The organism is Pseudomonas mandelii, assembly GCF_024138395.1.
GTDB lineage: Bacteria > Pseudomonadota > Gammaproteobacteria > Pseudomonadales > Pseudomonadaceae > Aquipseudomonas > Aquipseudomonas mandelii_E.
This window is the reverse complement of sequence record NZ_JAMYDU010000010.1, coordinates 128,422-142,618: the sequence shown is the minus strand read 5'-3', so window position 1 is coordinate 142,618 and position 14,197 is coordinate 128,422. Positions and strand designations below refer to the sequence as shown.

Sequence of the window (14,197 nt, the reverse complement as noted above, 5' to 3'; positions counted from 1 at the left end):
CCCGCGTTCGACGTAGGAGCTGGCGAAGGCTGCGATCTGGGGCGATGCAAATATCGATCACGGCATTCACTCCCTTGGCGCCGGCACTTGATCGAGCAGTTGCTTGAGCACCTGATCGACTTCCAACCCTTCGATGTCCAGCTCCGGGGCAATTCGTACACGGTGACGCAGCACGGCCAGCGCGCAGCCTTTGATGTCATCGGGAATCACAAATTCGCCACCGCGCAACAAGGCGCGAGCCCGCGCGCAACGCACCAGCGCGATTGACGCGCGTGGCCCGGCACCGAGGGTCAACCCCGGCCAGGTTCGGGTGCTGCGCGCCAGGCGCACGGCGTAATCGAGCACCTGATCGTCCATCGGCAGATCACTGGCAATGCGCTGCAAGGCCAGAACGTCTTTGGCTTGCAACACGGTGCGCAGTGGTTGCACATCAAGCATGTCGGCCCGGGTCGAGCGGCTGACCTGGCGCACCATGTTCAATTCCTGCTCGGCATCCGGGTAATCCATGCGCACCTTGAGCATGAAGCGGTCGAGTTCGGCTTCCGGCAGTGGATACGTGCCTTCCTGTTCAATTGGGTTTTGCGTGGCGAGCACCATGAACGGTTGCGCGATGGGCAGGGCGCGGCCTTCGAGGGTGACTTGGCGTTCCTGCATGGCTTCGAGCAATGCCGCCTGGGTTTTCGCCGGGGCGCGGTTGATCTCGTCGGCCAGCAGCAGGTTGGTAAATAGTGGGCCTTTACGCAGTTTGAATTGCTCGGTTTGCAAGTCGTACACCGCGTGCCCGGTGACGTCGCTGGGCATCAGGTCCGGGGTGAACTGGATGCGTGCGAATTCACCGCCGAAGCAGCGAGCGAGGGCGCGCACCAATAACGTTTTGCCCAATCCCGGCACGCCTTCGAGCAGCACATGGCCGCCGGCGATCAGGGCGGTAAGCACATCGTCGATCACGATGTTCTGGCCGATCACGGCTTTTTGCAGTTCCGTTCTTACCGCTTGGGCCAACTGGCTGGCGCGTTGGCGCTGCTGGGTGGCGTGGGTCTGTGTGCCGGGCTCGATCTGTTCACTCATAAGGCATTCCTCAAGGTTTGCAGGTGGGCGACCTGACGGCTGAATTCAGCGCTAGACAGCCGCTGTTTCGGTCGCGGGCTCATGGCCTGGCTGATGGCGCGTGTGGGTTGGCCAGTCAGGCGTGCGAGCACCAGCCATTGTTCGGCAACGCCGAGTTGTTCAAAACCGGGATGACGGTGACGGACACGCCGCAGGATGTCTTGTTGCAAGGCTTGCAACAGGCTGTGCTGACCGTTGTGACGGAGCATGAAGTCGGCGCTGGCACGCAGGTGTTCCTGAAGCTGGCGGCGGGCTCTTGGGGCCGGCTCCAGCAGCGGGCCGTTGCGCACGCCGACGTGCCAGAACCCGAAAACGATCAAGGCGATCAGGGCCACCAGGGCTTGTGGAAAATAGCGCCACAGCAAGGTCAGCAAGCTGTCGTGATCGGTATTGAACAACAGGGTCACGTCTGTGTCGGCCGTCAGGTACCACAGCAGCCAGGCGTTGTCGTACTGGTCGATGGCTGGGGTTTTCCAGAGGTCGGCGTCGGTGACCACGGTGATCGAACCGAGCCCGTGAGTCAGTTGCATCATATGCGTGGCCTTGCCGCTGTTGGCCCAAGCCTGGGCGATGTTTTTCGGGTCGTCGAGGTGGAACGCGGTATCGAAGCTGACGTAGGCCGGGGCTTCTTCGTTTTCCAGGTAGAGCTTGGTCAGTTTCGGGTAGGGATCGTCGACAGGATCGGGCGGCGGTTCCTTGAGGTCTTTGCTCAGGGACTGGTGCAACTGCACACGGTCGAGCAGCAGGTCATTGCTCTGACCGGTCTTCTCATCCCACAGGGCTTCGGCGACGAATAAAAGACGTCCACCGGCCCGGGTCCAGTTCAACACTTGATCCACTTGTCGCGGCGACATGTTCGATCGATCGCCGAGCAACAACAAACTGCGCTGATGAGGTTCGAGGGTGGGCAGGATGTCGAGGCTGTTGGCATGGCTGACGGTCAGGCCCTGTTTGCGCAGAAAATGCTCGGCCGCCAGGTAGGGGTTGGCCTGGGCTTCGGGGGATGGGCCGTGATCGATTTCTGCTGGATAGGGTATGGCCTTGAAATACACGTAAACACTCAGCGCACACACTAGCAGGGCGATGAGGGCACCGACCGAAAGCCACAAACGCCGGTTCAACGGACCGCTCCCGTGCCGAACAGCGCGCGCCAACCGTCACAGAGTTCCTGCTGCAAATGCGCCGGTGGCAGACGATGCCCGTAGGCCATGTTCTGCCAGTGCCCGGTGAGGTTTTTACTGAAGGCCAGCAAGGCAGGTTGTTGCAGTTGCTCAATGCGCTGCAGAACTTCGCCTTCGGTGTCGGCGGGTTTGAGCGCCATGTTGAAGTCGTGCAGCAAGTGGCTGAGCAGGGCGCGATAGAGTAATCCGAGGGCTTCACGGGGATTGCTCTGCCAGAGGCTTTCGGCGCTGGCTGCGATGTCGGCGGGCAGGGTTTCGCGGTTCAGATCCAGGCCGAACGCCTGTTGCGGTAACGGCCGCGCGACTTTGCGGTTTAACGTCGGCCGACGGTTGACGAAGGCCTGCAACCAATCGCGGTAACGCCAGATCAACAACCCAATGGCGCCGATCACCGTGCCCCACAGCAACACTTCGATCAGGCTGGCCAATACGCCAAAGCGTTGGCTGTCCAGCAAGCTGAACAACGCCTTCAGCCAGGCAGGCGTTTGACGATCGTCGGCAGTGTCGGAGGCGGGTTTGTCTTCGCCAAAACGATAGCGCGTGACTGTTTCCTTATTCTTGAAGGGGGGCCGATCGAGGATAGCTTTGATGCTGTCGCGCGATGCCTGACTGGTCAGTGGTTGCTCCAGCAGGCGCGGAGAGTCCGGTGAGATAACCGGTTCGGCGGCCCAGACGTTTGGCGCCGTCGGCACCAGCAGGATCGCGGCCAGCAACAGCGTGACGACCGTGCTGGTCAAGCGTTGGCGCAACCGACGGAACACCAGCTCGATGTCCCAGGCCTCCAGCCGCGTGCGCCGGTTCAGATAAAGGCTGAAACCGCAGGCCACATAAATCGGTTCCCAGACAATCAGCACCAGAACGTAAAAGGTATTGGTCAGGTGTTCCAGCCAGCGCCAGTCTTGGGTGGCGGCGGTTATCAAGGTCTGCCAGCCCCAGTCGAGTTCGACCTGTTGCGGCAAGAGCATATAGAACAGCACCATCAAGCCGATCCACAGCGCGGTTTCCAGATGCACGCCGATGATCGTCAGCCACTGGGCAGCGCCCGCGTTGCGTTGCAGCAACACGCGCAAACGTTGTTGGCGTTCTTCGCCCGCCAAACCTTCGAGTTGCACCACCGGCATCAGAAAACTGCGGCTCAGGCTCAGGCGGCGCCAGGTCAGGCTGGCCAGCAATTGTGGCCTGAGCAGACGGGGCCATTGGCGCAGCGCCTGCTTGAGCGTGGGCGTTTCGCCGAACATGGCTTTGGACAGGATGTACAACGGCAACCGATCGAACACCGGTTTGAGCCACCAGAACAGGAACACGGCGAGGGAAGGCGAATCCCACAGCAGCAAAGTGAGCAGGGCGAAGATCGGCAAGGTCACGATGGCCCAACTGGTTATCAACAGACGTCGATGGCGCTGGCTCAGCAGCACCCCAAGATCCATGGCTTCCCAGGTTGTGCGCGGGCGGATCACCACACTGGCATCACTCAGGCGCATGGCGGGTCCGTCCGGCGAACAACAGATAAGTCGCCACCAACAACCAGAGCGCCGCGCCGACCAGGTATTTGGTCAGCGGCGTGACCCCGGTCCGCGACGACCAGTAGGCTTCGATAAACGCCGCTATCAGCAGAAACAGCATGACCCCACAAATCAGCAACACGCTTTTGCGCGCTGCCAGTCGCAGGGCCTCGGCGCGGGGTAAACGCCCCGGCGCGATCAGGGCCCAGCCCAGTTGCAGGCCCGCGGCACCGGCCAAGGCAATGGCACTCAGTTCGAAGGCACCATGGCCGATCACGAACGACCAGAAGGTTTGCCCATAGCCAATATGCGTCAGGTGCCCAGCCACCGCGCCGATCATCAATCCGTTGAAGAACAGGAAAAATGCGCTGCCCAAGCCAAACAGCAAGCCACTGGCGAAGGTCTGAAAAGCGATGCCAATGTTGTGCATGATGTAGTAACCGAACATCACCCAGTTTTCACTGGCCGCCCGTTCGGCCGAACGTCCCAGGTGGCCAGCGACGGGGTCGTACATGCTTTGCATCTCACTGACCTGCTCGGCCGGGATCAGGTTGTAGACCAGCTCCGGGAATAGATACACCAACAACGCGAAGCCGATCAGGCTGCCAAAAAACATCAGGCTGGCGGCAAAAACGAAGCGCCACTGTTCGCGCACCAGTCTCGGGAAATCGGCAAGGATGAAACTCAACACGTTGGCACCCAGTCGACTGCGATGCCGATAAAGCTGTTGATGCCCGCGCAGGACCTGTTGCTGCAATGAGTCGATCAGGAAACTGCTGTAGCCGCGCTCCTGTGCCAGGGCCAGGTGTTGGCAGAGCCGTCGATAATCGCTGGGGAAACTGGCGACTCCAGAGGCGTCCTTGCCTCGTTCCAGCCGTTCAAGCATGAATGCAAACTGCTCCCATTCGGCGCTGTGGCGACTTTCGAAAAGGCTTTGCTTCATGTGGGACCCAACAGTCCACGGGCGATGCCGTTGAGTTCGGCCTTCGCCTGAGGCTTCGATACCTGTAACGGTTGCGCGAGTATCGAGGCGAGTTCGTTGGCCCGTGCCTCGGAGAGTTCACCCTGGCGTTCGGCAAACCCGAGGATGGCGCGTTGCTCGGTCAGCGTCAGTGCGAAAGCTGCGCGCCGCGGCGGGACATCAGGCAGTTGGGGGCGGGTGAGCGGTTGTTCGCGGTAGATCACCAGCGTACCGGCGGCCAGGTCGCCGAGGCGTTTGAAGGTGGGATGTTGCAGGCAACTGATTGCCCCGAGAAAGTAGCCGAACGGCAACATGTCGACAAATCGCAGCAGGTTGCGCAGCAAGGACGCGGACCAGCCAATCGGTGTGCCATCGTCATGTACCACGCGCAACCCCATCCATTGCTTGCCCGGCGATCGGCCCTGATTGAGCACCTCGAACAGCACCATGTACCACCAGCTCACCACGAACAGCAGAATCGAACCCAGCCCGGCACCGAGTTTTCCAAGAAACGCCAACACCATAAACAGCAGGCCCAGGATCAAACCGCGCAGACCCAGGTCGATGGCGAACGCCAGCGCACGTACCATCAACCCGGCCGGGCGTAGCGGCAAGTCGATGCCTTCGGGCGTTTCGACGTGATACCGCGTATCCAGTGGCGGGGCCAGCGTCGCTTTCCCTGGCAGTGCTGTGGTTTCGAGCATGGGCAACCTTGATGTGGCCTGGTCCGTCGGATGCTAGCAGCCTCTCGGGGGAAAACGACATAACTATGTATTGCACGGTGCGTGGTCAGAGATGATTGAATGACAAGATTTCTGGTCGAGGCAGCCTCTGTGCGCCTAGACTTCGCCGGTCTTCAGTTCAGGAACAACCCGTGACCTCGATCTTCTGGTACGACTATGAAACCACTGGCATCAACCCCCGTTGCGACCGTCCGCTGCAAGTGGCGGGGATTCGCACCGACTTCGATCTCAATGAAATAGACGAACCGGTCAACCTTTATTGCCAGCCCAGTGACGACATCCTGCCGCATCCGGCGGCGTGCGCGATCACCGGTATTACGCCTGGCTGTCTGGCTGAACGAGGTTTGAGCGAAGCCGATTTCATGACCCGGGTGCATGCCCAGCTCGCGGCGCCCGGCACCTGTGGGGCCGGGTACAACACGCTGCGTTTTGACGACGAGATGACCCGTTACAGCCTGTATCGAAACTTTTTCGACCCCTACGCACGGGAGTGGCAGGGCGGCAACAGTCGCTGGGACCTGATCGATGTGGTGCGCGCGGCTTATGCCTTGCGTCCTGATGGCCTCGTCTGGCCCAAGGACGACGAAGGGCGAGTCACGCTCAAGCTCGAACGTCTGACCGCCGCCAATGGCATCGATCACGGGCATGCACACGAGGCGCTGTCGGATGTTCGCGCCACCATCGCCCTGGCGCGCCTGATTCGGGAAAAACAGCCGAAGTTGTATGACTGGCTGTTTCAGTTGCGCGGCAAACAAAAGGTCATGGATCAGATTCGACTGTTGCAGCCGATGGTGCATATTTCCGGGCGCTTTTCGGCGGCCCGCAACTATGTCGGTGTGGTGCTGCCGTTGGCCTGGCATCCACGTAATCGCAACGCGCTGATTGTCTGTGACCTGCACCTGGACCCTCAGGGGCTGCTCGATCTGGATGCCGAAACCTTGCGTCAGCGCCTTTATACCCGCCGCGATGACTTGGCCGAAGGCGAACTGCCGGTACCGCTCAAGCTCATACACATAAACAAGTGCCCGGTAGTCGCGCCGTTATCGGTACTGCGTCCTGTAGATCAGCAACGACTGGGGCTGGATATGGCGCTTTATCAGGAGCGGGCGCTGCGGCTAAGTGACGCACAACAAGTTTGGCGAGATAAAGTGTTGGGGATTTACAGTCGCGACGATTTCTCTCCGAGCCAAGACCCCGAGCAACAGTTATACGACGGTTTTATCGGTGATCGGGACCGGCGTCTATGTGAGCAAGTCAGAGCCGCCGATCCTGCGCAATTAGCACAAGAACAGTGGCCTTTCGATGATGAACGTTTACCTGAATTATTATTTCGTTATCGCGCCCGCAACTTTCCCGATACGTTGAGCCTGGAAGAGCAAGCACGCTGGCGAATATTCTGTCAGAAACGTTTGTGTGCACCCGAGTGGGGCGCGCCAAATACGCTGGATAGTTTTCTGGAGGTTGTGGCCCAATTGACGATTAGTGCTACATCGTTTCAGCGAGAGGTTCTGGATGAATGGCAAAATCATGTCCAGGCATTACGCAAACGTTTGAATCTATGAAAACGAAAATAATCTGCGCTTGAATTCCAGGCATAAAAAAACGCCAGCATTTGCTGGCGTTCTTTTGGTCGCGAATCAGTCTGCGAGACGCTTGCGGCTTAGCCCAGCAGGGTAACCCAGCTTTCAACCACGTCACCGCCCCACTTGGCTTTCCACTCTTTCAGAGTCTTGTGGTTGCCACCTTTGGTTTCGATGACTTCGCCATTGTGCGGGTTTTTGTATTGTTTAACTTTGCGAGCACGCTTGGTGCCGGTAGTTTTTACTGCGCCGCCACGTGGAGCCTTGGTTTTGGATTCTGGATCCAACAGCGCGATGATGTCGCGCAGGGATTTGGAGTATTCGCCCATCAGGGTGCGCAGTTTGCCTTCGAATTCCAGCTCGGTTTGCAGTTTGTCGTCTTGGGACAGGTTCTTCAAACGGGCTTGCAGCTCTTTGATAGCTTCTTCGGTGGCGCGATATTCGTTGATCAAGGACATGAGGACTACCTTATGTTGGGCGCTGGATGCAGGGTGACAGTGCGACAATAATAGTCAGGGTGTTTCATCAAGTAAACATTTAACCGGGGTTTTATTTAAATTAGTTGCGGAATAGGACACACATTGGAGTGACAGTTAAATAGCGTCACAAATATTCACAGTTGAGCTCTTGAAGATTGCCCGCAAGAACACCATCGCGTGGGGCAGTCTGGTGCTTGCAGAACCTGTTACCGGTCCTGTGGCAAGGTCATACGTCATCAATACTGCAGTTTTGCTGCGCAATCGCTAGAATGGCGGCCTTTGCGAAGTTCTGGAGTTTCCCCCTCATGCGCACTTTTCGGCTGGTGATTGCTTGCCCGGACCGCGTCGGCATCGTTGCTAAAGTCAGTAACTTTCTGGCGTCACATAACGGCTGGATCACTGAAGCGAGCCATCACTCGGATAATCTCAGTGGCTGGTTCTTCATGCGTCACGAAATTCGGGCCGATTCGCTGCCTTTCGGTATCGAAGCCTTTCGCGAAGCGTTTGCACCAATTGCCGAAGAGTTCTCGATGGACTGGCGTATTACAGACACCGAGCAGAAGAAACGCGTGGTGTTGATGGCCAGCCGCGAATCCCACTGCCTGGCCGACTTGCTGCACCGCTGGCACAGCGACGAACTGGACTGTGAAATCGCCTGCGTGATTTCCAACCATGATGATTTGCGCAGCATGGTCGAGTGGCACGGTATTCCTTACTACCATGTCCCGGTCAACCCACAGAACAAGGAGCCGGCCTTCGCCGAAGTCTCGCGTCTGGTCAAACAGCACGAGGCCGAAGTGGTGGTACTTGCCCGTTACATGCAGATTCTGCCGCCTGAGTTGTGCAGCGAATATGCCCATAAAGTCATCAATATTCACCACAGCTTCTTGCCGTCGTTCGTCGGTGCCAAGCCGTATCACCAGGCTTCGATGCGCGGTGTGAAGTTGATCGGCGCCACTTGCCACTACGTTACCGAAGAGCTGGATGCCGGTCCGATCATCGAGCAAGACGTGGTGCGCGTCAGCCACAGCGATAGCATCGAAGACATGGTGCGCTTCGGCCGTGACGTTGAGAAAATGGTGCTGGCCCGTGGTCTGCGTTATCACCTGGAAGACCGGGTGCTGGTGCATGGCAACAAAACCGTGGTGTTCTGATGGTCTGGGGATCGTTCCCACGCAGAGCGCGCAGAGCGTGGGAACGATCCAAGTGAAGAGAGAACATAACCATGGCCGATCCACGGGACAAAGCCACTTCCAAGGCACCCACCACATTGGGGGAGGGCTGTTTGAGTCGCTATGACCCCGATGACCTGAGCGCCGAAGACGGCACGGAGTTTCCCGGCGCCGCCGAGTTGTGGGAGCAGTTGCAGGACGATTCCAAGGATGAATCCGGGGACTCCTGAAAAGATCGCAGCCTTCGGTAGCTCCTACAAGGGCTTGGCGTACACCCTGTAGGAACTGCCGAGGGCTGCGATCTTTCTTTTAAGCCTGCTTGAGCTTCATCAACTTCCTGAGCAATGGCCGCCCGAGCATCAGCAAAAACACCGGGCCACCGACCACCAGATAGAAGTAATAGGTCACTGTCCGCCAGATCAGAATCGCCGCCGCCGCGGTGGATTTTCCGACCATGGGCGCCAGCAGCGCCGCCGACGTCAATTCCGCCGCCCCGGCACCGCCCGGCAACAAGCTGAACTGCCCCGCACTCAGCGACAGCAGCTGGATCAGAAAACACCAGGCCCACTGCAAATCCACGCCCAGCCCACGCAATGCCAGATACAGCACGCTATAACGCAAGAGCCAATGCAGGCAGGTCAATGCAAACACCGTGATTAACGTCTGAAAGGGCAACTTCAGTGTGTCAGTGAACGCCGCCAGGAAGTGCAGGAGTTTTCGTGCCCAGCGCATCCGGGTGGTGCCTTTGACATTGAGACGAACGAGCAATCGACCACTCAGACGAATCAGCGAGCGGTGGTAGCGAGCCGCCAATACGCAGCTGAACAGCCCACCGAACATCGAGAGGGCGCTGACGATCAGCAGCCATTCCATGCGCTGGCTGAGGTGCTGGAACAGTGCATAAATCAGAATCCCGCTCAGCGCGCAGAGAAAAAACAGCAGGTCGCTCAACTGATCCATGGCGAACACGGCACTGCCCTTGGCCGGTCGTACGCCGTGGCGTGCCAGCAGCGCCATGATGGTCAGCGGTCCGCCACTGCCGCCGGGAGTAGCGCAGTAGGCAAATTCGGCGGACATCACCACCCCAAGGCTTTTGAAGCGACTGATCTTGCCGCACTGATCCCCCAGCAACAGGCGCAAGCGCAGGGTGTTGAGCATCCAGCAGAGCAAAATCATGCCGAACATTATCAGCAACCATTTCAGCGGAAAGCTTTGCAACCGCGACCAGGTCTCTCCACCGCCCAGCAACGAGGGGATCAGCACCGCAGCGAGCAGGGCGACGACCAGCAGGATCCCGCGGCTCATGCGGCGCGGCCGATGGCGTCGCGTTGCTGTGCCAGCCAGTTGACCTTGGTCATCGGCACGCGGCCCTCGTCGAGCAGACGCTTGAGCGTTTGCAGCCAATACTGACGCGAAAACTCATGGCGCATATCAACCGGATGCAGGCCGAGACGAATCACCGGCGCTTGCTTCCAGCGTTGTTCGCACTGATCGCTGACGATTTTTGACAGGCCGCGGCGCCAGGCACTGCGCGCGCTCCAGACCAGACCCGGGGCATCGATCGCGGTGAAGTCCGGCAAACGATACAGATGCTGCGAATCGCTGGTGTAGCTCAGAGGTAACTGGCGCAACGCCTGGCGGGTGCCTTCGCTCATCAGCCAGGCCGGGGCGACGAAACCTTCCAGTGGCCAGTTGTAACGGTGGAACACCTCGATTCCGGCACGCAGGCGGGAGAGTGCGGCTTCCTGTGGCAGGTCGTAGAATTCGCCTTCATGGGTATAGATTCGGCGCATGAACCAGTCTCGGGGGGTGAGGGGGATCGGTCCTTCATCGCAATGAAAGTAACCGTGCAGTGCCAGTTCGTCGCCGCGAGCGACGCGTTGGGTCAGTAAACGGCGAAACGCCGGATACGCGGCCAGATCATTATGTTTGTGGAAATTCGGCACCACCAGCCATGTGATTGGCACCTCACCCAGCGCGTCGACGGCTTCGACAAAGGTTTGGTAATCGGGCCAGGTTTGCGGCGCAACGTCGTGCAATACCAGTAACAGGCCGGGCGCGTTCATGGGGTCAACCATTGGCGGTCAGCGGCCATTGAGTACCGATTACGGCGTGATAGTGCCCCAGCAGGTTGTCGACCACGATGTCCCAGGCGTAATGCTGCTCGACATGGCTGCGGGCTTGTTTGCCCAGCGCGGCACTGCCCTGACTGAACAGTTCGCGCACAGCGTTGGCCATCGCCGTTGGATTGTTCGGCGTGCAAAGCAGGCCGCATTGATCGGTGACAATTTCCTGAAAAGCCCCGGCGGCCACGGCCACCACCGGAATGCCACTGGCCATGGCTTCGAGGACCACCAGGCCAAAGGTTTCCTGATCACCGGCATGCACTAGCGCATCGGCACTGGCCATCAAGCGCGCAACTTGCGCCGCCGGGTAGAACTCATTGAGCACGGTGACATTGCGCGGTACCAGGGTCGGCATTGACGAGCCCACCAGTAACAAGTGATAGCGACGGCCCAGGCGTTTCATGCATTTGAGCAGCACCGGCAGGTTTTTTTCCTTGGATCCACGGCCGGCGAAGATCAGCAGATGCGTATTTTCATCGATGCCCAACTCGGCCCGCACCCCTGGATCCCGTGCACTGGGGTTGAACATTTGCAGGTCGACGCCCAGTGGTTGTACGAAAACGTTTTTCACGCCCAACCCGATCAGTTTATCGGCCATGATTTGACTCGGTGCCAGAACCCGGTCGAAGTTGCCATAGAGCTTGCTGACATAAGCTTCGACATTGGGTGTAACCCAGTTGCCCATGCGATTGCTGACCAGCAGCGGCAGGTCTGAGTGATAAAAACCGATCACCGGCACATCAAGTTGCCGCTTGGCGTCCAACGCCGCCCAGGCAGTCAGGTAAGGGTCGCCGACTTCGATCAGATCGGGCTGCAAATCCTGCAGGACGTTGCGCCAGGGCGCGAGACGGAGGGGGAAGCGATAACCCTTGCCAAACGGAAGGGCAGGGGCCGGAACAGTGTAGATACCGTCCTGTTCACTGAAATGAGCCCCGGGAATCAACAGGCTGTGGCGAATGCCCGGTTTAATGCCCAGACGACGGTGTTTGGCATCCAGATAAGTGCGCACGCCACCGCTGGCAGGGGCGTAGAACATGGTTATGTCAGCGATATGCACGATGAACATTCCTCCGGTCCGTTTGTTCTCCCTTGGTTGACCTATATGAAGGATAGATGTTCGGTTGGGGTTTTGCGGCGGAGGGTGTCAGCGGGGTTTTGCGGGGATTGGCAGACCGTCTTCGCGGGCAAGTCGGACCGCCGCACCGCTCGCTCCTACAGGTATTGGCGCATCATTTTGAACTGCGCATAACCTGTAGGAGCGAGGCTTGCCCGCGAAGGGGCCCGCAAGAGCGACTTAAATCCGGAAGCTACCCACCAACTGCTTCAATCGCGAAGCCTGTTGCTCAAGGTCCGAGCACGCCCGCAACGTCGATTGCAGGTTTTCCACGCCTTCCTGGTTCAGTGTGTTGATCTCGGTGATGTCCACATTGATCGACTCAACCACCGCCGTCTGTTCCTCGGTCGCTGTGGCCACTGACTGGTTCATGCCGTCGATTTCGCCGATGCGCAGCGTCACGCTGTTCAAGCGTTCGCCCGCCAGGTTGGCGATTTCCACGCTGTCCTGGCTGTGACGCTGGCTGTCGCTCATGGTGCTGACCGATTCGCGGGCGCCGACTTGCAGTTCCTCGATCATGGTCTGCACCTGTTGCGCCGACTCTTGCGTGCGATGCGCCAGGTTGCGCACTTCGTCGGCCACCACGGCGAAACCGCGCCCGGCTTCACCGGCCCGCGCCGCTTCAATGGCCGCGTTGAGCGCCAGCAGGTTGGTTTGCTGGGAGATGCTGGTGATCACTTCGAGAATCTGCCCGATGTTCACGGTTTTGCTGTTCAGCGATTCAATGTTGGTACTCGAGGCGCTGAGCATGCTCGACAACTGATTCATCGCGGCAATGCTGCGATCCACCACTTGCTGGCCATCTTCGGCCAGGCTGCGGGCGTCGCTGGCCTGATTCGACGCTTGCGCGGCGTTACGGGCGATTTCCTGGGCGGCGGCACCGAGCTGGTTGATCGCCGCGGCCACGCTGCTGGTGCGCGAGGCTTGCTGGTCAGAATTGAACATCGAGGAGTTCGAGGCGGCTACCACACGCAGGGCCACTTCATTGACTTGGCCGGTGGCCGAGGACACTTCGCGGATCGACGTATGAATCCGTTCCACGAAACGGTTGAACGCCGTGCCGAGGACGCCGAATTCGTCCTGATTCTGGATGGTCAGGCGCTTAGTCAGGTCGCCTTCACCGTCGGCGATGTCTTCCATGGCGCGGGTCATCACGTGCAGCGGCTGGATCAGGATGCGGATCAGCATGCCCAGCAGGGCGATGATGATCGCCACGGCAATAAGGGTGGCGACGACCGCCGAGGCGCGGAATTCGCTGAGCATCGAGAAGGCTTTGTCCTTGTCCACCGACAGACCGATGTACCAGTTCACCGACGGCAGGCCTTTGATCGGGGTAAAGGTGACAATGCGGGTTTTACCGTCGACGTCCACCTCAGTGAAGTTGCTGCTAATGCGCGGAGTGTTTTTCGGGTACGCCTCGCTCAAGGACTTCATGACCAGGGCTTTGTCCGGGTGGACCAGAATCTTGCCATCGGCACTGACCAGAAAGGCGTAACCCATGCCGCCAAAGTCGCGGGCGCTGAGGGTGTCGATCAGGGTTTGCAGGCTTAGATCGCCGCCCACCACACCCACGCTTTTACCGGCCTGTTTCGAGGCTGTGGCGATAGAGATGATGGTCTGGCCGGTGGCCGCGTCGATGTATGGCTCGGTCAGGGTTGCGGTGCTGCTGCTTTCGGCGCCTTTGTACCAAGGGCGTACTCGAGGATCGAAGCCGGCGGGCATTTTCGCGTCGGGGCGAATCGTGAAGCTGCCGGTGGCATCGCCCAGGTAGGACGCCATGAACGTCGATGTCAGCGCTTTCTGCTCAAGCAGACTGGCGACGGTGGCCTGTTCGGGGTTGATCGCGATGTTCTGGGCGAGGTTATCGATCAGCAGGATTCGGCCGGCCAGCCAGCTTTGGATGTTGTTGGCAGTGACGTCTCCCATCTCATTGAGATAGTTGTCCAGGTCTTTGCGAATGGCGTTGCGCTGCAAATAGTCGTTGTACAACGTAAACGAGGCAAAGGCAGCTATAACGATGAGGGCGGCGGCAAGCAGTATTTTATGGCTGAAGCGCAGATTTTTATTCATGGCTTGGGGTCCGCTAAAGTCTTAATGTCCAGGGCGTGCTTTTATAAAGGCGCGCAAAATGGGCAGTGTTGAAAGTAAGCTGATATTTCCACCTCTCCTTAGGGAATTACCGACGCTATTTTCAGTCTGGTCTCTGGCGTGTTATCGGCCATGAAGGATCAA

General features: G+C 58.9%; 13 protein-coding genes and 1 pseudogene. 3 read left to right on the top strand and 11 right to left on the bottom strand.

The features are described 5' to 3' along the window. Positions 1-66 precede the first annotated feature (66 nt). From NHU87_RS17090 to NHU87_RS17070, 5 genes are read right to left on the bottom strand one after another with little or no spacing between them, the layout of a single operon-like run. Positions 67-1,068 carry an AAA family ATPase gene (locus tag NHU87_RS17090; RefSeq protein WP_253550973.1) on the bottom strand — a complete coding sequence of 334 codons (1,002 nt, stop codon included), beginning with the start codon at positions 1,066-1,068 and terminating at the stop codon, positions 67-69. Beyond that, positions 1,065-2,228 carry a DUF4350 domain-containing protein gene (locus NHU87_RS17085; protein WP_253550971.1) on the bottom strand — a complete coding sequence of 388 codons (1,164 nt, stop codon included), beginning with the start codon at positions 2,226-2,228 and terminating at the stop codon, positions 1,065-1,067. Before NHU87_RS17085 ends, NHU87_RS17090 begins: the two co-directional genes overlap by 4 nt. Continuing rightward, positions 2,225-3,769, bottom strand: a complete 1,545-nt coding sequence (locus tag NHU87_RS17080) for a DUF4129 domain-containing protein (RefSeq protein WP_253550969.1) — start codon at positions 3,767-3,769, stop codon at positions 2,225-2,227. The genes NHU87_RS17085 and NHU87_RS17080 overlap by 4 nt, the downstream gene beginning before the upstream one ends. Beyond that, positions 3,756-4,733 (bottom strand): stage II sporulation protein M, encoded by a 978-nt coding sequence (locus tag NHU87_RS17075; protein WP_253550967.1) that lies wholly within the window; start codon positions 4,731-4,733, stop codon positions 3,756-3,758. The genes NHU87_RS17080 and NHU87_RS17075 overlap by 14 nt, the downstream gene beginning before the upstream one ends. Further along, the gene (locus NHU87_RS17070; RefSeq protein ID WP_253550965.1) at positions 4,730-5,455 is read right to left on the bottom strand and encodes an RDD family protein; all 726 of its coding nucleotides are present in this window, start codon (positions 5,453-5,455) and stop codon (positions 4,730-4,732) included. The genes NHU87_RS17075 and NHU87_RS17070 overlap by 4 nt, the downstream gene beginning before the upstream one ends. A gap of 170 nt (positions 5,456-5,625) precedes the next feature. Here NHU87_RS17070 and sbcB point away from each other — a divergent pair, with 170 nt between their 5' ends. After that, entirely contained in the window at positions 5,626-7,056 is a 1,431-nt protein-coding gene (sbcB, locus tag NHU87_RS17065) for an exodeoxyribonuclease I (RefSeq protein WP_253550963.1), read from the top strand. A 98-nt stretch (positions 7,057-7,154) separates the two neighbouring features. Here sbcB and mvaT read toward each other — a convergent pair whose 3' ends face one another. Then, positions 7,155-7,532, bottom strand: coding sequence for a histone-like nucleoid-structuring protein MvaT (gene mvaT / locus NHU87_RS17060; protein ID WP_253550961.1), 378 nt, complete (start codon positions 7,530-7,532; stop codon positions 7,155-7,157). Between the two features lie 326 nt (positions 7,533-7,858). Here mvaT and purU point away from each other — a divergent pair, with 326 nt between their 5' ends. Then, positions 7,859-8,707, top strand: a complete 849-nt coding sequence (gene purU / locus NHU87_RS17055) for a formyltetrahydrofolate deformylase (protein WP_007903852.1) — start codon at positions 7,859-7,861, stop codon at positions 8,705-8,707. Between the two features lie 71 nt (positions 8,708-8,778). Continuing rightward, a complete protein-coding gene (locus tag NHU87_RS17050) occupies positions 8,779-8,955 on the top strand; it encodes a hypothetical protein (protein WP_253550959.1) in 177 nt (58 codons plus the stop codon). Between the two features lie 79 nt (positions 8,956-9,034). On the opposite strand, the gene NHU87_RS17045 is transcribed toward NHU87_RS17050, so the two are convergent. The 5 genes and pseudogenes from NHU87_RS17045 to NHU87_RS28655 all read right to left on the bottom strand — a co-directional run. Then, positions 9,035-10,030, bottom strand: coding sequence for a lysylphosphatidylglycerol synthase transmembrane domain-containing protein (locus tag NHU87_RS17045; RefSeq protein WP_253550957.1), 996 nt, complete (start codon positions 10,028-10,030; stop codon positions 9,035-9,037). Continuing rightward, entirely contained in the window at positions 10,027-10,803 is a 777-nt protein-coding gene (locus NHU87_RS17040) for a DUF2334 domain-containing protein (protein WP_253550950.1), read from the bottom strand. The genes NHU87_RS17045 and NHU87_RS17040 overlap by 4 nt, the downstream gene beginning before the upstream one ends. Then, entirely contained in the window at positions 10,796-11,917 is a 1,122-nt protein-coding gene (locus NHU87_RS17035; protein WP_253550948.1) for a glycosyltransferase family 4 protein, read from the bottom strand. The genes NHU87_RS17040 and NHU87_RS17035 overlap by 8 nt, the downstream gene beginning before the upstream one ends. Before the next feature lie 228 nt (positions 11,918-12,145). Further along, positions 12,146-12,910 (bottom strand): methyl-accepting chemotaxis protein, encoded by a 765-nt coding sequence (locus NHU87_RS28660; RefSeq protein ID WP_425439644.1) that lies wholly within the window; start codon positions 12,908-12,910, stop codon positions 12,146-12,148. A gap of 93 nt (positions 12,911-13,003) precedes the next feature. Continuing rightward, positions 13,004-14,035: pseudogene (locus NHU87_RS28655) on the bottom strand (HAMP domain-containing protein); the annotation flags it as partial. Positions 14,036-14,197: the final 162 nt, after the last annotated feature.

What these genes read in the sequence shown, in the direction of transcription:
- NHU87_RS17090 (WP_253550973.1), bottom strand. Translation starts at nt 1,068, where the DNA reads ATGAGTGAACAGATCGAGCCCGGCACACAGACCCACGCCACCCAGCAG.
- NHU87_RS17080 (WP_253550969.1), bottom strand. Translation starts at nt 3,769, where the DNA reads ATGCGCCTGAGTGATGCCAGTGTGGTGATCCGCCCGCGCACAACCTGG.
- NHU87_RS17075 (WP_253550967.1), bottom strand. Translation starts at nt 4,733, where the DNA reads ATGAAGCAAAGCCTTTTCGAAAGTCGCCACAGCGCCGAATGGGAGCAG.
- NHU87_RS17070 (WP_253550965.1), bottom strand. Translation starts at nt 5,455, where the DNA reads ATGCTCGAAACCACAGCACTGCCAGGGAAAGCGACGCTGGCCCCGCCA.
- mvaT (WP_253550961.1), bottom strand. Translation starts at nt 7,532, where the DNA reads ATGTCCTTGATCAACGAATATCGCGCCACCGAAGAAGCTATCAAAGAG.
- purU (WP_007903852.1), top strand. Translation starts at nt 7,859, where the DNA reads ATGCGCACTTTTCGGCTGGTGATTGCTTGCCCGGACCGCGTCGGCATC.
- NHU87_RS17050 (WP_253550959.1), top strand. Translation starts at nt 8,779, where the DNA reads ATGGCCGATCCACGGGACAAAGCCACTTCCAAGGCACCCACCACATTG.
- NHU87_RS17045 (WP_253550957.1), bottom strand. Translation starts at nt 10,030, where the DNA reads ATGAGCCGCGGGATCCTGCTGGTCGTCGCCCTGCTCGCTGCGGTGCTG.
- NHU87_RS17040 (WP_253550950.1), bottom strand. Translation starts at nt 10,803, where the DNA reads ATGGTTGACCCCATGAACGCGCCCGGCCTGTTACTGGTATTGCACGAC.
- NHU87_RS17035 (WP_253550948.1), bottom strand. Translation starts at nt 11,917, where the DNA reads ATGTTCATCGTGCATATCGCTGACATAACCATGTTCTACGCCCCTGCC.
- NHU87_RS28660 (WP_425439644.1), bottom strand. Translation starts at nt 12,910, where the DNA reads ATGTTCAATTCTGACCAGCAAGCCTCGCGCACCAGCAGCGTGGCCGCG.